Here is a 17267-nt window from a genome sequence, read left to right as displayed (position 1 = left end):
CCGCCGCCTCCCGACGTCACAGGGCGCCGTCGTCCCGGGCCCACATCGGGCCCGGGACGACGGCATCAGGAACGCACGGCCTCGCGACCTCAGTCCGAGAGCCGCTCCCGCTCCGGCTGATCCGGCGCCAGCATCCGCCGCACCTGCTCCAGCAGCGCGCTCGCGTCCGGCCCGGCCTCGGCGGCCGTCCCGCCGCTGCCCCGCAGGGCGTCCGCGATCTCCTTGAACTGGGCGTCCCAGTCGTTCTGGTAGACCTGCTCGTGCTCCTCGGCGGTGCTCGACTGGCGCAGGCCCACCGTCAGGTCGACCACCTTGCCGATCACCGCGGTCATCCCGAACGAGAAGAGCCCGAGCACCAGGACCGCGACCAACTGCTTGCCCAGCAGGTCCCAACCGCCGCCGTAGAAGACGCCCTTCTTGCCGGTCATCACGCCGGTGGCCGCCAGGCCCACCATCACCATGCCGAAGAGCCCGCCCCAGCCGTGGATGCCGACCACGTCGAGCGTGTCGTCCACGCCGAAGCGGTACTTCCAGCTGATCGCGAAGGCGCAGGTGAGCCCGGCCAGGAAGCCGATGACGGTGGCCCACATCATGCTGACGCCGCCGGCCAGCGGGGTCATCGCGACCATGCCGGTGACCGCGCCCATGCACATGTCGAGCAGCCCGACCTTGCGGGTGCGCAGGTAGACGGTGGCCGCCCAGCCGGCCATCGCCGCGCCGGCCGCCAGCTGGGTGTTCATCACGCCCATCGCGGCCGCGCCCGGAGTGCCCAGCGAGGAGCCGGTGTTGAAGCCGAACCAGCCGAACCAGAGCAGCGACAGGCCCACCACGACCAGCGGCAGGTTGTGCGGGCGGATCTTCGTCCGCTCGAAGTCCTGCCGCTTGCCGGCCACCAGGGCCAGGGCCAGGCCGGCCGCGCCGGAGCTGAGTTCGACCACCGTGCCGCCGGAGAAGTCGACCGCGCCGACCTGCTTCACCACCCAGCCGTCGGGCGCGAAGACCCAGTGCGCCAGCGGGATGTAGACCAGCAGGGTCCAGGCGCAGACGAAGGCGATCCAGCCCTTCATCGTCGCCCGCCCGGCCACCGAGCCGCTGATCAGCGCGACGGTCACGATGGCGAAGGACATGTGGAAGACGGCGAACGCCACGGTGGGCACGCCGTTGGTGTTGCTCTCCATCCCGACCCCGGACATGAACACGTGGTCCAGCCCGCCGATCACCCCGAGCCCCCCGGCATCCGGGCCGAAGGCGAGGGAGTAGCCGACGGTGACCCAGATCAGGGTCACCAGCACCAGGCAGACGAAGCACATCTTGAGCATCGCGATGACCTGACCGGTCTTCACCATGCCGCCGTAGAAGAAGGCCAGGCCCGGTGCCATCAGCAGCACCATCGCGGCGGCCATCATCAGCCAGGCGGAGTTGCCCGAGTCCAGCGCCGGGGTCACTTCTCCTGCTCCCGTCGCTCCAGCACCTCGCGCAGGTCGGCCAGCAACTGGTGGTCGGCGGCGGCGGAGAGGGCGGAGTCGCCGTCCGCCGCGCCCCCGCCCGCGCCCGCGCCCACCGCGACCGGGACCCGGGCCTGCGCCAGGCGCGCCCGGATCTCGGCGATGGTCTCGTCGTCGTAGGCCAACTCCTCCTCCTGGCCGGGGACGTGCTCGTACTCCTCGTCGGCGCGGAAGCCGACCGTCTTCTCGATCGCCTTGGCGATCAGCCAGGTCATCCCGAACGAGAAGGCCGCGCAGACCACCACCCCGACCACCTGGCGCCACAGCAGGTCGAGGCCGCCGCCGTAGAACAGGCCCTTCTTGCCGCTCATCTGCACGGTGGCGAAGAGACCGATGGCCACCGTGCCGACGATCCCGCCGAAGCCGTGCACGCCGACCACGTCGAGGGTGTCGTCGTAGCCCATCTTGTACTTGAAGTTGATCGCGAAGGCGCAGACCACACCGGCGACGAAGCCCACGGCCAGCGCGCCGACCGGGGAGATCTCACCGCAGGACGGGGTGATCGCCACCATGCCCGCCACCGCCGCGCCCGCCACGCCGAGCATCTCGACGTGCCCGAGCTTCCACTTCTCGATCAGCAGCCAGCCCACCATCGCACCGGCGGCGGCGAGTTGGGTGTTGAAGAAGGCCATCGGGGCGGTGCCGCCGGTCTGCAGCGCGGAGCCGGCGTTGAAGCCGAACCAGCCGAACCAGAGCAGCGCCAGACCGATCACCACGAGCGGCAGGTTGTGCGGGCGGATGGTCTCCCGCTCGAAGTCCTTGCGCTTGCGCACCACGATCGCCACGGCCAGGCCGGCCGCACCGGAGTTGATCTCGACCGGCATGCCGCCGGCGAAGTCGAGCGCGCCCAGGTGCGCGGTGACCCAGCCGTCCGGGGCGAACACCCAGTGGGCCAGCGGCACGTAGACCAGCAGCGTCCAGACGACGGCGAACCACACCCAGCCGCGCATGGTGGCCCGGCCCGCGATGGAACCGCTGATCAGGGCCACCGTGATGATGGCGAAGGCCATCTGGAAGCAGGAGAAGATCACGGTCGGGATGCCGGTGGAACCCCACAGGCTGGTCATCCCGATGTCGTGCATCATCCAGTGCGAGGGGGTGCCGATCAGGCCGGCGCCGCCGACGTCCTTGCCGAACGCCAGGCTGTAGCCGATGGCCAGCCAGAGCAGGGTGACCACGGCCAGGCAGACGAAGCTCATCTTGAGCATGACCAGCACGTGCTTGGTCTTGACCATGCCGCCGTAGAAGAAGGCGAGGCCGGGGGTCATCAGCAGGACCATGGCGGTACTCGCCATGAGCCAGGCGGTGTTGCCCGTATCGAGGGTGGTAGGCATCCGAAGTCTCTCCGGGGGACGGGGAAGCGGGGAACGGGAGGGTGGGATCAGGAGGGCGGGATCAGGAGGGCGGGGTTCGGGTTCGGGTTCGGGTTCGGTCAGGAGGAGCGCAGGGCCGGGGCCGGAACCCCGATGAGCAGCCGGCGCACCGCGTCCCAGGCGCGCAGTACGGCCGCCGTGACGGTGGGGGAGTCGCCGCCCAGCACGCGCAGCCAGGCCCCCGCCTCCTCGGGCAGCACGCTCACGCCGTGCAGCAGGCCGCTGCCGTCGAGCGCCCGGTGCAGCGCGTCGGCGACCTGGGCGGCGGGGGCCAGCGGCGTGACGGCGAAGAAGCTCGACACCAGGTCGTGCCCGCCCAGCACGGCCGGGCCGGTGACGCCGGAACCGGTGACGCCCGAACCGGTGACGCCCGAACCGCCGGGCTCCAGCCGCACGGTGTCCAGCGCGAAGAGCCGGCCGTCGGGCCGGCGCCACTCCAGATCGGCGGCGAAGACCTGGTAGGCGTTGCGCTCGCCGCGCGCCAGCCGGCCGGCCAGCACGGTCTCGGCGGCGAGCACGGTCGCCGTGGGGTCCACCGTGAGCACGGTGCGCTGGTAGAAGCGCGCGTCGCGGTAGGGGATGACCGGTTGGGGCAGGTACTCGACGTAGGCGCCCGCCTCGGCGGTCAGGAAGACCTGCTGGGTCGCGTAGTCGGCGTCCATCCGGTGGACCTTGGTCGCGGCCTGGGTGGTCAGGTGCACGGCGGTGTCCCGGCCGCAGCGCAGGTCCAGGCGCAGCCGGTCGGCCTGCACGATGCCACCGCCGGTGGACATCAGCTGGGTGATCGCCAGGTCGGGACGGGCCGGGTCGAAGTAGAGCGGCCGCATGATCTGCAGCGGCGACTTCTGGTAGTGGCTGACCAGTTCGGTCCGTGGGCCGGTGGCGGTCGGCGCGCCGATCCGCTCGAAGCCGAGTTCGAGCAGGCCGACCTTGCCCGGCGCGCCGACGCCGAGCGCCGCGGGCCGGCCGGCGTGCCGCCGCACCTGGGCGGGGACGCGGGCCGGCTCGTAGTGCGCGGGCGTCAGCCGGACGGTCACGCGGCGACCCCGCGGTAGCCCTCCAGCAGCTCGACGACCCGCTCGATCCCGTCCCCGGTGAGGCTGTTGGTGAGCACCACGGGTCGCCCCTCGCGGACCCGGTCGGCGTCGGCGGACATCACCGCGAGGTCGCAGCGCACGTACTGGGCGATGTCCACCTTGTTGATCACCAGCACGTCCGAGTCGGTGATGCCGGGGCCGCGCTTGCGGGGCATCTTCTCGCCCTCGGCCGTGTCGAGGACGAAGAAGAACATGTCGACCAGCACCGGGCTGAAGGTCAGCGTGAGGTTGTCGCCGCCCGACTCGTAGAGCAGCGTGTCGATGTCCGGGAAGCGTTCCAGGAGTTCGGCACCGGCCGCCAGGTTCATCGTGGGGTCGTCCCGGACGGCCGTGTGCGGGCAGGCGCCGGTCTCCACGCCCACCACCCGCTCGGGGTCCAGCACCCCGGCCAGGTTGCGCCGCACGTGCTGGGCGTCCTCCTGGGTGTAGATGTCGTTGGTGACCACCGCCGGGCGCCGGCCCCGGGCGATCAGCACCGGCACCAGGGCCTCGATCAGCGCCGTCTTTCCGGAGCCCACCGGTCCGGCGATGCCCACCCGCAGCACGTCGTCCGTCATGTCCTGCCTTCTTCCTCGCTGGTGTACCACTGGCTGGTGTACCACTGGCTGGTGTACCGATGGCTGGTGTACCGATGGCCTGAGCCGTCCTGAGCCGTCCTGAGCCGTCCTGAGCCGTCCTGAGTCGGCCTGATGGACCTGAACAGATCTGACGAACCGTCAGGAGGCGAACATCCGCGCCTCGGCCCGCTCGTGCCGACCCGACATGGCGTCGGCGATCGGCACGCAGCCGCCCAGGTCGGCGAGTTCGCGGTGCAGGGCCGCCCCGGTGACCTCCTTGATCACCGGGGCGATGGAGCGCAGCGTGGTCTGCGCCCGCCGGTGATCGGTCAGCCGCAGCCGCAGCGCCGCCGAGACGAAGCTCACGGCGAAGGCGAACAGGTCGCTCGCCACCGCCTGTTCGGCCGCCACCCCGCCGGCCGCGTACGCCACACCGGCGGCCACCGCCTGGCAGCCGGGTGAGCGCTTGGCGACCACCAGCTCGGCATAGCGGTCCAACGCCTCACCGCCCAGCGCCAGTCGGGCGGTGTCCAGCATCTGCCGCCCGGTGCGGGTGGCGGCCAGCCGCAGCTCGCGGTTGAGCTTGCTCGCGAACAGCCGCTGGTCCACCTCCACCAGGGCCGCCCAGTCCCCGGCCGCGGCGGCCCGGTTGGCCAGCGCGAGCGCGGTTGCGTCCGCCGGGCCGACCGAGTGGCGCAGCAGGTCGGCCAGCAGCTCCGGCATGCTCTCCCGGTCCACCTGCTTGGCCTGCAGAAAGCCTTCGAGGCCGTGCGAGAGGGTGTAGAGGCCGCTGGGGAAGGCGGAGTCGGTCAACTGCAGGCTGATCAGCAGCGTGTCCAGCGCGGAGGCGCTCACGCGAGGTAGAAGAGGTGGTTGAGCGGCAGCGACTCGGCCGGCGCGATGGTGGCGGGCACCCCGTCCAGGGTGACCTCGTAGGTCTCCGGGTCCACCTCGATCCGGGGCCGCGCGTCGTTGCGCACCATGTGCTCCTTGCCCACCGTGCGGCAGTGCCGCACCGGCAGCACCCTGCTCTCCAGGCCGAGTTCGGCCGGCACCCCGCGGTCCACGGCCGCCTGCGACATGAACGAGACCCGGGTGGCCTGCCGGGCCTTGCCGAGCGCGCCGTACATCGGGCGGTAGTGGATCGGCTGCGTGGTGGGCAGCGAGGCGTTCGGATCGCCCATCAGCGCCCAGTTGACCATGCCGCCCTTGATCACCAACTTGGGCTTGGCGCCGAAGGAGTTGATCGGCCAGAGCACGATGTCGGCCAGCTTGCCCGGCTCCAGCGAGCCGAGGTACTCGGCGGTGCCGGAGGCGATCGCCGGGTTGATGGTGAGCTTGGCCAGGTAGCGCAGCACCCGGAAGTTGTCGTGGCGCTCGCTGTCGCCGTCCAGCTTGCCGCGCTGGTCCTTGCAGTGGTGCGCGGTCTGGAAGGCCCGGGCGAAGGACTCGCCGATCCGGCCCATCGCCTGCGAGTCCGAGGAGAAGATGCTGATCACGCCCTCGTCGTGCAGCACCGTCTCGGCCGCCACCGTCTCGCAGCGCACCCGGGAGTCGGCGAACGAGACGTCCTCGGGGATGTCGTGGCTCAGGTGGTGGCAGACCATCACCATGTCGAGCAGCTCGTCGATCGAGTTGACGGTGTAGGGCAGGGTCGGATTCGTGGACGAGGGGAGGACGTTGGGCTCCCCGGCGATCCGCATGATGTCCGGGGCGTGGCCGCCGCCCGCGCCTTCGGTGTGGAAGGTGTGGATGGTCCGGCCGTCGATCGCCGACAGGGTGTCCTCGTAGAAGCCGGACTCGTTCAGGGTGTCGGTGTGGATCGCCACCTGCACGTCGTACTCGTCGGCCACCCTGAGCGCGGTGTCGATCGCGGCGGGGGTGGTGCCCCAGTCCTCGTGCACCTTCAGGCCGCAGACGCCCGCCTCGACCTGCTCGCGCAGCGCGTCCGGCAGCGAGGCGTTGCCCTTGCCCAGCAGGCCGACGTTGACCGGGAGGTCCTCCACCGCCTGGTACATCCGGTGGATGTTCCACGGACCCGGGGTGCAGGTCGTGCCGTTGGTGCCGTCGGTGGGTCCGGTGCCGCCGCCGATCAGCGTGGTGATGCCGTTGGTCAGGCCCTCCTGGACCTGCTGCGGGGCGATGAAGTGGATGTGGGTGTCGATCCCGCCCGCGGTGGCGATCAGGTGCTCGCCGGAGACCACCTCGGTGCCCGGGCCGATCACCAGCTTCGGGTGCACGCCGCTCTGCAGCCGCGGGTTGCCCGCCTTGCCGACGGCGGTGATGAAGCCGTCCTTGACCCCGATGTCGCCCTTGACGACGCCGAGCACCGGGTCCATCACCACCACGTTGGTGATCACCAGGTCGAGCGCGCCCCGCAGGCTGGTGGCCGCCGGGTCCTGGGCCATGCCGTCGCGGATGCCCTTGCCGCCGCCGTAGACGGCCTCGTCGCCGTAGTGGCCCTGGTTGAAGTCCTGCTCGACTTCGACCACCAGGTTGGTGTCGGCGAGCCGGAAGCGGTCGCCGACGGTGGGGCCGAAGAGGTCGGTGTACTGCCTGCGGGGGATGATCGCCATCAGAGCTCGCCCTCCTGGTTCGGGGTGGGGGCCGCCGCGACCCGTGCTTCCTTGTCCTGCGCCGCTGCGTCCTGCGCCACCGCGTCCTGCGCCGTTTCGAGTCGGGCGCCCTTGAAGCCCGCCTCGACCGCGCGCCGCAGCGCCCTGGCCCTGGTGTCGGCCGAGCCGAGTCCGCCGTCGACCAGCGCGCTGAAGCCGATCAGCCGCCGGTGGCCGGCGTACGCGGCCAGCTCCACCTCCCGGGTGTCGCCCGGCTCGAACCGCACGCCGGTCCCGGCCGGCAGGTCCAGGTGCATGCCGAAGGCCCGGTTGCGGTCGAAGTCCAGGGCCCGGTTCACCTCGAAGAAGTGGTAGTGCGAGCCGACCTGGACCGCGCGGTCCCCGGTGTTGCTGACCGCGAGCCTGACCTTGGCACGGCCGGCGTTGATCTCGACCGGATCGTCTCCGTACAGGTACACGGGCCTGCCTGACATGGGTGTTCTCTCTTTTCGGCAGCGAAGCGGTGGGGGAGTGGCGGGGTGGCTCAACGGTCACTGGGGGCGTGGGCGCGGGTGTGGCTGTGGCTGTGCCCGTGCCCCGGCCCGTGCCCGTGCGAGTGCGGGAAGCCGTGCCCGTGCTCGGCGCCGAGCCCGGCCGCGATGCCGTCCTCGCCGTGGCGCAGGCGGTCCAGCGCGATGGCCGTCCGGGCCCGCAGCACCCCGGCCACGGCCCGCGCCGAGAGCAGCGGCCCGCCGTCCTCCGCGCCCGGCGCGGTCGGTGCGGGGCCGAAGGCGGCCGGCAGGACCACGACCTGGCGGGCGCCGAGCCGGCGGCAGCGCTCAACGCCCTCGGCGATGCCCGGATCGCCGCCCTCGAAGGCGACCTCCACCCAGCGGTGGGTCCGGTACTGGCGTACCAGCCGGGCGATCCGGAACAACTCGGCGTCCTCGAACGGTCCCGCGGCGGGCGCGCTGACCAGCACCGCCGTCTCGTCGGGCTCGGTGGCGCGGGTCCGCCCGGCAGCGGCGCGCAACCAGCCGATCAGGTGCGCGGCGTCGCCGAACGGGTCGCAGAGCGCGATCCGCCCCGGCCGGTCCTGGTCGGCCAGCCAGCGCAGCGTCCGGGCGGTGTCGGCGACCAGCCGGGGATCGCGGCCCAGTGTCATCGGCACCACGCAGACCGGCCGCTCCGACGCGGCCAGCGCACCGGCGACAGCGGCCGCCAGCTCCCGGCCGACCCCGACGGCCCGGACCTCGCCGGCCCTGACATCGCCGGTGAGCAGCGGGCGCAGCCGGCTCCCGGCACCGCTCTCGTGCCCGCCGACCAGGATCAGGTCGGCGGGCAGTTGAGTGGCGGGCAGTTGAGTGGCGGCCAGTTCCGTGACGACCGGTCCGGTCGCGGCATCCAGCTCCAGCACGGCTCAGGCCCCGACCGGGTCGTGGCAGGAGACCAGCTTGGTGCCGTCCACGAAGGCGGCCTCGATCTGCAGCAGCGGCAGCATCTCCCGCACACCGGGCATGACGTCGTCGGCGGCGACGATCTTCTTGCCGAGCTCCATGCACTCGGCGACCGTCCTGCCGTCCCGGGCCGCCTCCAGGATCGCCTCGCTGATCAGGGCGACGGCCTCGCTGTAGTTCAGCTTGACCCCGCGATCACGGCGGCGGCGCGCGAGGTCGGCCACCACGTAGACGAAGAGCTTGTCGATCTCGCGCGGAGCGAGGTTCATGGTGCGACTCCTTTCGGGGGCGGGGTTCTTGCGGGGCGGTCGGAGGCACGGCTGGCCGGCCCAGGGCGTGCCGGAGCGTGCCGGGGCGGGTCTGTCGGGCTGTCATCGGGTGGCCACCGAGGACCGCGGTCTGCGAGCGGGGATCCGGGCAGGCCGCGGCATGTTCCATAATGTGGAATTCAGTTTCCGGATATGAGAAACGTAGAGCGACCAGCAGGGCTCGTCAACACACTGTTGAAAGGCTTGGCCATCTTTTGAGAGGTTTGGCCATCTCTTTAGAACTCGGGCCCGCCGGGGGATCGACAGAGCGCCGCACCCCGGTCACGGTGGGTGCGGCGCTCGGTGGAGGGTCAGCTGCTCCTCACTCGGCGGTGCTCAGCAGCTCGGCCCGTGACGGCCGGCGCAGCAGTGCCGGCAGCGTCGCCAGGCCAACCAGCAGGCCGATTCCGCCGCCGATCGTCCAGGGCGCGGTGGGCCCGAACCAGGCCGTCACCATCAGGGGTGTGGCGCCGCCGGTCGCGTCGGCGAATTCGAGTGCGGCCCGCTCGGCCCGCGTGATACTCCTCCTTGCCATGGGCGATCCTACTGAGGGCGATCTTGTGACGGCGCGGCTCGTGCTCCACCCGATGAGTGTCGGCGAGGCCGAGCGAGTGGTGGCGGGGAGGCCGAGCGGCGATGCCCACTGGGCGGCCGAATACCCCACCGAAGGCGACGTGTTCGCCGCCAGGCGCTTCCTGGGCACCTGTGCGGACACCGGTGATCCCCAGCCGTTCGGCAACTACGAGATCCGTCGCCGCGAGGACGGACACGCGATCGGCGGTCTGGGCTTCCACGGGCCCGCGGACGCGAACGGCAGCGTCACGATCGGCTACGGCCTCATCCCGTCGGTGCGCGGCCAGGGATACGCCGCCGAAGCCCTCCGCGAACTGCTGCTGTTCGCACGGGCGCGCGGCGTCACCCGCGTGAAGGGCGACGCCGACCACGACAACGCCGCGTCCCACCACGTCATGACGGCGGCCGGCATGCTGCCGGCCGGACAGGACGAACGCGTCAGGTACTTCGAGATCGCCTGGACCGACACGACGGCGAACAGCGACGGTGACGCTGATCCCGACCATGCCCGCAGCTCCTGGATGAATGAGTCCAAGGGCTCGTGGTCACAGGCCACCAGCGAGCGGTGACGCAGGTTGTGCCATGGCTCGCCCAGCGCGTGCAGGGCGTGCCAGTCGGCCTGACGATCAGCGGACGGCACATGGCCGCCCGTACCTCAGCAACTGGGAGGGCGTCTCGGTCAGGGGCCCAGTAGGGGAATAGCCTTGAGCCTCCAGTGACTGGAGACAGCAGAGTGGGGGACATGGACGTTACGACCCTCTACTCGATCGGGGAGCTTTCCCGGCGGACCGGCTTGTCCGTGAGGACCATCCGGTTCTACTCCGATTCGGGGGTGGTAGCGCCGACCACCCGAAGTCCCGCCGGTTATCGGCTCTACGACCTCGACGCACTGCTCCGTTTGGAACTCCTGCGCACACTGCGCGAACTGGGCATGGACCTGGCCACGATCCAAGGGGTACTGGACCGCGAGTTCTCGGTGGCGGAAGTCGCCGCGGCGCAGGCCGACGCCCTGGACGTCCAGATCCGGGTGCTGCAACTGCGCCGGAGCGTTCTGCGAGTCGTGGCCGGCCGCCGGTCCAGCCCCGAGGAGACCAAACTCATGCACAGGCTCACGCAGTTGACCGGCGAGGAACGCCGACGTCTGATCGACGATTTCCTGGACGGCACCTTCGGCACAGTGGATGCCGATGCGGCCGCGGTGGCCATGGTTCGCGCTGCCGCTCCCGACCTCCCCGGTGATCCGTCCAGCGAGCAGGTCGCCGCGTGGGTGGAACTCACCGAGCTGGTCGGCGACGAGGACTTCCGGGCCCGGATGCGCCGAACAGCCACGCGCCAGGCCGCTGGGCACACGCTCGACATCGAGCGCGAGGCCGGCGAGGAACTGACGGAATTCACCCGTCAGAAGGTCGTCGAGGCCATGGAGTCGGGCATCGACCCGCTCAACGACAGGGCCGTGCCCGTCATCGACGACCTCGTGCACCGCTTCGCCGAGGTATTCGCGCGCACCCCGGACGCGGAATTCCGGGACTGGATGGCCCAGCAGTTCGAAGAGGCGCACGATCCCCGGGTCGACCGGTACTGGCGGTTGGTGTGGATCATCAACGGCTGGCAGGTCCTACCGAACCTGCTCCCGGTGCACCCCTGGCTCATCCAGGCCCTGCGAAACGGCCTGGGCCCCGCCACCGCCGTGGAGACCTGAACAGGTCAAGTGATGGCCCCCATTCCCGACCCCGCTCCCGGTCCCGCCCCGGTGCGGGCGCGGCCGAGGCCGCCACCGCGGTGCTGCCGGTGGCGGCCTCGGTCCTGCCCGGGTCCCGGGCCGGCGCTACGACCTGTCCGGGACGGTGAACCGGTAGCCCGCGGCCAGGAGCTTCGGCAGGTAGACGCGCAGCGCGTCCACGGTCTGCGAGCGGTCACCAGGGCCGCCGGGCGCGGTGATCAGCGTGTCGGTCAGGCAGCCGTCGTGGTTGAGCACGATCGAGCTGGTCCGCGTGGTGCTCAGCACCCGGCTGGTGATGGCGGCGGCGCCGGGGTTCGACCAGTCCTCCGGGTCCACGTTCCAGCAGATCGAGCGCAGGCCGAGGTCGGCGCAGACCGCGTAGGAGTTGCGGGTGAAGTGGCCGCCCGGGGCGCGGAACAGGGCGGGGCGCTCCCCGCAGGTGGTGGCGATGATGTCGCTGGTGCGCTCGATCTCCCGGCGGACCCCGGCGCGGGAGAGGGTACCGAGGTCCGGGTGCGACCAGGTGTGGTTGCCGACCTGGTGGCCGGCCTCCACGACCTGCCGCACGGTGTCCGGGTAGCGCTTGACGTTCATGCCGATCATGAAGAACGTCGCCGTGACGCCGTGCTCGCGCAGGATGTCCAGGACGTGCGGGGTGTCGATCGGGCTGGGGCCGTCGTCGAAGGTCAGCGCCACCACCTTGGGGCCGCCGTGCACGGTGGTGTCCGCCCGCCCGGTGACCGCCGCCGAGTTTCCGGGTGGCACGGTCGGGGCCGGGCTCGGCGTCGGCGTCGGTGGTGCCGCCGCCGCGGTGGCCGCCCCCGGCGCACCGCTCGCCGAAGCCGAGCCCGAGCCCGAGGCTGAGCCCGAAGCCGAAGCCGAAGCCGAAGCCGAAGCTGAAGCCGAAGCCGAAGCCGAAGCCGAGCCCGACGCCGAGGCCGCGCCCGAGCCCGATGGCGCCGCCGTCCCGGCCGCGGCGCCGGCCGGAACGGGCGCGGCTCCCCGGTTGAGGTGGGTCCGACCGCAGGCGCAGAGCAGCGCCGCGCCGCAGGCGGTGAGGAGAAGCCTTCTCGATGCGTGGATCTGATTGATCGTCATGCCGTTTGCTACCTCCGGAGACGCGAACCCGCCTCAGCGACCTGGACCTACCGGACCTACCGGGCCGAGCGCCCCCGTCGGGGCCACCGCCCGCACGGGGCCGAGCGCGGCCGCCGCCCCGCTCGGCCGCGGTGGCGCCGCTTGCCCCACCGGAGCGCCGCACCAGGGCGCCGGCTGCGGCCGGCCGCTTCCGCAGCGGCCGCCCCAGCCGACGCGGCTGTACCGGCCGGACGCGCTCCCCGGTGCTCCCCGCGTCCCCAGCACCCCCAGCGCGCCGAGCACCCCGGGCCGCCCGCCGGCACCGCCGCCGCCTCCCCCGAGACCGGCACCGCCGCCGTTCGCGCCGCCGACTCCGCCGCCGGCGAGCCCCGCCCCGCCGAGCCCCACCCCGCTGCGGCCCGTCCCGCCGCGGCTCGCGACGGCCTCGGTCCGGCCGCCCGCGCAGGCGTCGCCGAGCAGGCTGCTGAGCGGATCCAGGCAGCGCGGCGGCCGCCAGTCCGGCGCGGGGTGCGGTCGGCGCGGGTGCGGCCGGTCCAGCAGCTGGGAGAACTGGCCCGGCTGCTGCGCCGTGCCGCTGCAGGTGCCGGCCAGCACGCCTTCGGTCAGGCAGGACTGGTCGCGGCCCACCGACCAGAAGGAGAGCAACTGGATGCCCTTCTCGTCGGCGAACTTCGCCAAGGTGCGGGCGTCCTCGACGGAGAAGACCTCGTTGGTGGCGTCGTTGACACCGATCATCGGGGTGTTCCCCTGCATCGCCCAGAGCTCGGCGGCGCTCTTCTCCGGCCAGATCCGGGCCATCTGGTCGTGCAGGCCCTCGGCGGCCGTGGTGGCGATCCTGCCCATGTTCAGGTCGGGCCCGTAGTCCATCGTCATGATGTTGACCAGCGAGACGTCCAGGCCCCGCTCCCTGGCGTTCCGCAGCAGCCGCAGGGACTCGGCCGAGAGCCCGTCCGGGTTGGCGGGGAGCGTGTAGTGCACGGAGAGGGTGCGGCCGCCGGCGGCGTACTCCCGGCAGAGCTCGGCCAGGGCCTGGTTGCGGCGGTCGATCGCCGCGGTCTCGCCGAGTCCGGTGCCCTCGATGTCGAAGTCGATCACGGTCAGGTCGAGCGCGTCGATCACCCGCCGGTAGGCGGCCTTCAGGGCGCCGACCGACTCGCAGGTCAGGGCGAGCTCGGTGCCGGCGCCGCCACCGAAGGAGGCGATGGCGTCCCCGCCGCTGGTCCGCAGCTGGCTCAGCGCGGTCTGCCACTCCTGGTCGGTGACCGGCACGGTGCCGTCGAAGGCGCCGTTGCAGGTGCCGTCGCTGATCACGAAGGCGAGCGTGAAGTACTGCAGCCCGGTGGCCCGCCGGGCCGCGGTCAGTGAGGAGCCCGCTCGCCAGGTTTCCAGGTACGGGGCGGTGTAGCGGGCCGGGAACCCCGGCCCTGGTAACGCGGTGGCCTGTGCGGGGGAGGGGGTGCCCAGCAGGAGCCCTGTGCTCAGGGCGAGTGGGACCAGGGTCAGGGCCAGGCGGGGAGGGTGGCGCATCGCTGTCCTCGTGATCGGACCGGGCGGCGCATCGGCGGTGGGACGCCTACCGGTGCGCCGCTGACTGCGGATGACGGCCCATCAGGAGCTTGATCGTGTGCTCATATGAAGAATGCGGACCATCTGGAGCACGGTAAGCGACGCCTTCGTCACCGCCTGGCCGCGAAACGCCCGTCCCGTCCCCAACTTCGCCCGTTCGGCCCCGCTCCCCGCCCCGCCCACCGCCGCGCCCGCCCCGCTTCCCCGCCCCGCCCCCCGCTCCGCCGGGGTGGCAGCGCGGGGGGCGGTGCGGGGAAGCGGCATAAACGGCGATACCGTCCCTAGGTGCTCCGTATCCTCATGACCCGACGCTGGGTGATCCTGACCCTCGTCTTCTTCGCGATCATCCCCGCCATGATCCTGCTCGGGCAGTGGCAGTACCACCGCTATGAGCAGACCAACCGGCAGAACGGCACCACCGCTGCCGCCATGGCCGCGCAGCCGGTCGCGATGGATGCCGTCTCCCGGCCGGGCGGCACCGTGCCGACCTCGGAGACGTACCGCACCGTGACCGCCACCGGTCACTACGACCCGGCCCACGAGTTCGTGGTCCGCCAGCGCACCGACGCCTCCGGCGACGCCATCGGGTACTACGTGGTCACCCCGCTGGTCACCGCCTCGGGTGAGGTGGTGCTGGTCAACCGCGGCTGGGTCGCCTCGGGCTCGGACGCCAGCACCTACCCGACCGTGCCGCCGGCCCCCACCGGTCAGCTGACGGCCACCGGTCGGCTGCGGCCGGACGAGACGGCCAAGAGCACCGGCATCCGTGAGCGCGGCGGACTGCCGGACCGGCAGTTCATGCTGATCAACAGCGGTGAGCAGACCACCCGGCTGTCGCAGCCGGTGGTGGCGGGCTACCTGGAGCTCACCGCCACCACCCCCGCGACGCCGGCCGCCGACCAGGCCGAACTGGTGCCCAGCCCCAGTGTCACCAACACCGGCGACGACGCGGTCGTCGGCAAGGGCGTCCACCTGCCCTACGCGATCCAGTGGTGGCTCTTCGCCGCCCTGATCCCGGCCGGCTGGGTGGTCCTGCTGCGCCGCGACCTCCGTGACGCCCGCGCGGAGCAGGCAGCGGCGGCAGCGTCCGGCGCGGGGCCCGAGCCCGACCCGGACGTCGAGGATGCGGCAGCCGCCCCGGTCGGCGGCCCGCAGCACCCCGCCGCCCGCTGAGGCGCCTGCTCCACAACCGCAGCCCCCGCCGAGCCCCGCAGCCCCCGCGTCGGTCCCCGCCGAGCCCCGCAGCCCCCGCGTCGGTCCCCGCCGAGCCCCGCAGCCCCCGCGTCGGCCCCCGCCGTCCCCGCCTCAGCCCCCGTCGCTCCCGGGCAGCGGGAACTCGCACCAGACGCTCTTGCCGGTGCCCCGCGGCTCCACGCCCCAGTTCGTCGCCAGCGCGTCCACCAGCAGCAGGCCCCGCCCCGAGGTGGCGGTCTCGCCGGGCTCGCGGCGGCGCGGCCACGCGCTGGAGCGGTCCTGGACGTCCAGGTGGATCCGGAGCGCCGGCGCGGGGAGCAGCTCGACGGTGAGGATCGCGCCGCCGTCGGTGTGCACCAGGGCGTTGGTGAGCAGTTCGTCGGTCACCAGCTCGATGTCACCGCTCAGCGCCACCGCGCCCCAGGCGGCCAGCGCCTGGCGGAGCATCGTGCGGGTCTCCACCAGGCCCTCCGGGTCGGCCTGGTGGATGTGCTGCACCATCCGCCGCGAGGCGCTCTCGCCGGGCACGGCCGCTCGCCGCAGCAGCAGGAAGGCCATGTCGTCGTCGGCACCCGTCTTGCCGAGCAGCCGGGCGCTCAGGTGGTCGGCCAGCTCCTCGGGGTCCACGGGGCCCGAGCCCAGCGCGCGGGCGAGGGCGTCCAGGCCCTCGGAGATGTCCTGGCCGCGGTGCTCGACCAGCCCGTCGGTGCAGAGCAGCAGGGTGTCGCCCGGGTTCAGGTCGAGCCGGGTCTCCGGGTACTCGTCCTGGCCGAAGACGGTGGCGACCCCGAGCGGCAGGCCGCCGCGCACCGAGGGCCCGCTGACCCGGTGGCGGCCGTGCCGGACGAGCGGTTCGAGGTGCCCGGCCCGCACCAGGCGCAGCGTGCCGGTCTCCAGGTCCGCTTCCGCGTAGACGCAGGTCGCCGACCGGTCGGTGTCGAGGTCGGCGAGGAACCGGGAGGCGCGGGCCATCACGGTGGAGGGGATGTGCCCCTCGGCGGAGTACGCGCGCAGCGCGATGCGCAGCTGGCCCATGACGGCGGCGGCGTGGCTGTCGTGCCCCTCGACATCGCCGACGATCAGCGCGACCCGGCGCCGGGGCAGCGCGACCACGTCGTACCAGTCCCCGCCGACCTCGCGCCCGCTGCGCCCCGCGCGGTACCGGACGGCGACCGAGCCCCCGCTGATCTCCGGGAGCCGGCGGGGGAGCATGGTGGTCTGCAGGGTGGTGGCGAACTCGCGCTCCTGGTCGAAGAGCATCGCGCGCTGCAGCGACTGGGCGACGGCGCTGGCCAGGGCGATGCAGATGTTCCGGTCCTCGGTGCTGAACTGCCGCCGGTCCCGGTAGTACAGGCCGAGGGCGCCGATCGCGCGGGCCTGCGCGGCCAGCGGCAGGAAGGCGGCGGCCCTGATCCCCATCTGCTCGGCGTAGGGCAGCAGCCGGGGGTAGCGCGCGATGAGCTCCTCCTCGCTGCCGATGAAGCGCGGGCGCCGGCTCAGCACCGCCTCGGCCAGCGGCAGCTGGTCGTCCAGGCTGGTCAGCGACAGGTCGTCCAGGGCCTTGAGGGCCGGTGAGGGCTGGGTGGTCACGGCGACCAGTCGCAGCATGCCACCGTCGGTGAGGCCGAGCGCCAGCCCGTCCGCGCCGAAGCGCCGCAGGCCCTCGTCGTCGGTGAGCACGGCGGTCACGTCGCGGACGGTGAGGGCGCGGGCCAGGGCGTCGGTGGTGATCCGCACCGAGTCGGTCTGCCGCCGGCGGTCGGCGGCCAGGGTGCGCATCCCGGCCGCGTGGGCGAGTTCCTCCTCGGCGTTGCGGACGATCCCGACGATGCGGTACGGGTGCCCGTGGGCGTCGCGCAGGACCCTCCCCTGGGTGTGCGCCCAGCGCGGGGTGCCGTCCCGGCAGTGGAGGCGGAAGTAGGCCGCGAAGGTCAGCTCCCCGCCGTCCAGCGCCCGGGTCACGGTCTCGTCCAGCTGCGCGCTCTCCTCCGGCGGGACCCGGCTGGTGAGCGAGGTGGCCAGCCCGTCGAACTCGTCCGCCCGCAGGTCGAAGACCCGCAGGCCCACCTCGTCGAGGTGGTAGGTGCCGGTGTCGAGGTCCCAGTCGAAGCTGCCCATGCCGTTGAGCACGAGCCGGTCGTTGGCGGCGGTCGGCCGCGCCTCGGCGGGGGTGGCCGGGGAGGCGGCCGGGGAGGCGCCCGCGGCGGTGCGGTCGGGCGGGGACGACGGGGGGAGGTCCGCCATGGCCGCTCTCCAGGGGGTGG

At 72.6% G+C, this 17267-nt stretch carries 17 protein-coding genes; 4 read left to right on the top strand and 13 right to left on the bottom strand.

The annotated features are described in order from the left end of the window. Nucleotides 1-89: 89 nt before the first annotated feature. The 10 genes from OG455_RS05450 to OG455_RS05405 all read right to left on the bottom strand — a co-directional run bounded on the left by OG455_RS05450 (nucleotide 90) and on the right by OG455_RS05405 (nucleotide 9387). The gene (locus OG455_RS05450) at nucleotides 90-1445 is read right to left on the bottom strand and encodes an ammonium transporter (RefSeq protein ID WP_266290764.1); all 1356 of its coding nucleotides are present in this window, start codon (nucleotides 1443-1445) and stop codon (nucleotides 90-92) included. After that, a complete protein-coding gene (locus OG455_RS05445; protein ID WP_266290762.1) occupies nucleotides 1442-2839 on the bottom strand; it encodes an ammonium transporter in 1398 nt (465 codons plus the stop codon). The genes OG455_RS05450 and OG455_RS05445 overlap by 4 nt, the downstream gene beginning before the upstream one ends. A gap of 98 nt (nucleotides 2840-2937) precedes the next feature. Beyond that, on the bottom strand, nucleotides 2938-3861 hold the full coding sequence (locus tag OG455_RS05440; protein WP_266300666.1) for an urease accessory protein UreD: 924 nt from the start codon (nucleotides 3859-3861) through the stop codon (nucleotides 2938-2940). Nucleotides 3862-3911: 50 nt separating this feature from the next. Further along, nucleotides 3912-4532, bottom strand: coding sequence for an urease accessory protein UreG (gene ureG / locus OG455_RS05435; RefSeq protein ID WP_266290760.1), 621 nt, complete (start codon nucleotides 4530-4532; stop codon nucleotides 3912-3914). 159 nt (nucleotides 4533-4691) lie between these two features. Next, entirely contained in the window at nucleotides 4692-5387 is a 696-nt protein-coding gene (locus tag OG455_RS05430) for an urease accessory protein UreF (RefSeq protein ID WP_266290758.1), read from the bottom strand. Beyond that, nucleotides 5384-7108 carry an urease subunit alpha gene (gene ureC, locus OG455_RS05425; RefSeq protein ID WP_266290756.1) on the bottom strand — a complete coding sequence of 575 codons (1725 nt, stop codon included), beginning with the start codon at nucleotides 7106-7108 and terminating at the stop codon, nucleotides 5384-5386. The genes OG455_RS05430 and ureC overlap by 4 nt, the downstream gene beginning before the upstream one ends. Further along, complete coding sequence (locus tag OG455_RS05420; protein WP_266290755.1) at nucleotides 7108-7581, bottom strand: urease subunit beta; 474 nt, start codon at nucleotides 7579-7581, stop codon at nucleotides 7108-7110. Before OG455_RS05420 ends, ureC begins: the two co-directional genes overlap by 1 nt. A 50-nt stretch (nucleotides 7582-7631) precedes the next feature. After that, the gene (locus tag OG455_RS05415) at nucleotides 7632-8504 is read right to left on the bottom strand and encodes a sirohydrochlorin chelatase (RefSeq protein ID WP_266290754.1); all 873 of its coding nucleotides are present in this window, start codon (nucleotides 8502-8504) and stop codon (nucleotides 7632-7634) included. Between the two features lie 3 nt (nucleotides 8505-8507). Continuing rightward, nucleotides 8508-8813, bottom strand: a complete 306-nt coding sequence (locus OG455_RS05410; RefSeq protein ID WP_266290753.1) for an urease subunit gamma — start codon at nucleotides 8811-8813, stop codon at nucleotides 8508-8510. 361 nt (nucleotides 8814-9174) lie between these two features. Next, nucleotides 9175-9387: a hypothetical protein gene (locus tag OG455_RS05405; protein WP_266290752.1), complete on the bottom strand. Its 213-nt coding sequence runs from the start codon at nucleotides 9385-9387 to the stop codon at nucleotides 9175-9177. Here OG455_RS05405 and OG455_RS05400 point away from each other — a divergent pair. After that, complete coding sequence (locus tag OG455_RS05400) at nucleotides 9386-9994, top strand: GNAT family N-acetyltransferase (RefSeq protein ID WP_266300665.1); 609 nt, start codon at nucleotides 9386-9388, stop codon at nucleotides 9992-9994. The genes OG455_RS05405 and OG455_RS05400 overlap by 2 nt on opposite strands. Nucleotides 9995-10167: 173 nt before the next feature. Next, on the top strand, nucleotides 10168-11124 hold the full coding sequence (locus OG455_RS05395) for a MerR family transcriptional regulator (protein WP_266300664.1): 957 nt from the start codon (nucleotides 10168-10170) through the stop codon (nucleotides 11122-11124). A gap of 126 nt (nucleotides 11125-11250) precedes the next feature. Here the strand turns inward: OG455_RS05395 and OG455_RS05390 are convergent, their stop codons facing one another. Continuing rightward, on the bottom strand, nucleotides 11251-11862 hold the full coding sequence (locus OG455_RS05390; RefSeq protein WP_266290751.1) for a polysaccharide deacetylase family protein: 612 nt from the start codon (nucleotides 11860-11862) through the stop codon (nucleotides 11251-11253). 19 nt (nucleotides 11863-11881) lie between these two features. Here OG455_RS05390 and OG455_RS05385 point away from each other — a divergent pair, with 19 nt between their 5' ends. Then, complete coding sequence (locus OG455_RS05385; protein WP_266290750.1) at nucleotides 11882-12232, top strand: hypothetical protein; 351 nt, start codon at nucleotides 11882-11884, stop codon at nucleotides 12230-12232. Nucleotides 12233-12276: 44 nt separating this feature from the next. Here OG455_RS05385 and OG455_RS05380 read toward each other — a convergent pair whose 3' ends face one another. Beyond that, the gene (locus OG455_RS05380; protein WP_266290749.1) at nucleotides 12277-13770 is read right to left on the bottom strand and encodes a chitinase; all 1494 of its coding nucleotides are present in this window, start codon (nucleotides 13768-13770) and stop codon (nucleotides 12277-12279) included. A gap of 324 nt (nucleotides 13771-14094) precedes the next feature. On the opposite strand from OG455_RS05380, the gene OG455_RS05375 reads away from it, so the two are divergent. After that, a complete protein-coding gene (locus tag OG455_RS05375) occupies nucleotides 14095-14982 on the top strand; it encodes an SURF1 family protein (RefSeq protein WP_266290748.1) in 888 nt (295 codons plus the stop codon). A gap of 132 nt (nucleotides 14983-15114) precedes the next feature. Here OG455_RS05375 and OG455_RS05370 read toward each other — a convergent pair whose 3' ends face one another. After that, nucleotides 15115-17247 (bottom strand): SpoIIE family protein phosphatase, encoded by a 2133-nt coding sequence (locus OG455_RS05370; protein ID WP_266290747.1) that lies wholly within the window; start codon nucleotides 17245-17247, stop codon nucleotides 15115-15117. Between the last annotated feature and the right edge of the window lie 20 nt (nucleotides 17248-17267).

This window comes from Kitasatospora sp. NBC_01287 (assembly GCF_026340565.1).
Classification (GTDB): Bacteria; Actinomycetota; Actinomycetes; order Streptomycetales; family Streptomycetaceae; genus Kitasatospora.
The sequence above is the reverse complement of the archived record's forward strand: the minus strand, read 5'-3'. Positions and strand labels throughout refer to the sequence as shown.

What these genes read in the sequence shown, in the direction of transcription:
- ureG (WP_266290760.1), bottom strand. Translation starts at nt 4,532, where the DNA reads ATGACGGACGACGTGCTGCGGGTGGGCATCGCCGGACCGGTGGGCTCC.
- ureC (WP_266290756.1), bottom strand. Translation starts at nt 7,108, where the DNA reads ATGGCGATCATCCCCCGCAGGCAGTACACCGACCTCTTCGGCCCCACC.
- OG455_RS05400 (WP_266300665.1), top strand. Translation starts at nt 9,386, where the DNA reads ATGGGCGATCCTACTGAGGGCGATCTTGTGACGGCGCGGCTCGTGCTC.
- OG455_RS05370 (WP_266290747.1), bottom strand. Translation starts at nt 17,247, where the DNA reads ATGGCGGACCTCCCCCCGTCGTCCCCGCCCGACCGCACCGCCGCGGGC.
- OG455_RS05420 (WP_266290755.1), bottom strand. Translation starts at nt 7,581, where the DNA reads ATGTCAGGCAGGCCCGTGTACCTGTACGGAGACGATCCGGTCGAGATC.
- OG455_RS05395 (WP_266300664.1), top strand. Translation starts at nt 10,168, where the DNA reads ATGGACGTTACGACCCTCTACTCGATCGGGGAGCTTTCCCGGCGGACC.
- OG455_RS05380 (WP_266290749.1), bottom strand. Translation starts at nt 13,770, where the DNA reads ATGCGCCACCCTCCCCGCCTGGCCCTGACCCTGGTCCCACTCGCCCTG.
- OG455_RS05445 (WP_266290762.1), bottom strand. Translation starts at nt 2,839, where the DNA reads ATGCCTACCACCCTCGATACGGGCAACACCGCCTGGCTCATGGCGAGT.
- OG455_RS05405 (WP_266290752.1), bottom strand. Translation starts at nt 9,387, where the DNA reads ATGGCAAGGAGGAGTATCACGCGGGCCGAGCGGGCCGCACTCGAATTC.
- OG455_RS05410 (WP_266290753.1), bottom strand. Translation starts at nt 8,813, where the DNA reads ATGAACCTCGCTCCGCGCGAGATCGACAAGCTCTTCGTCTACGTGGTG.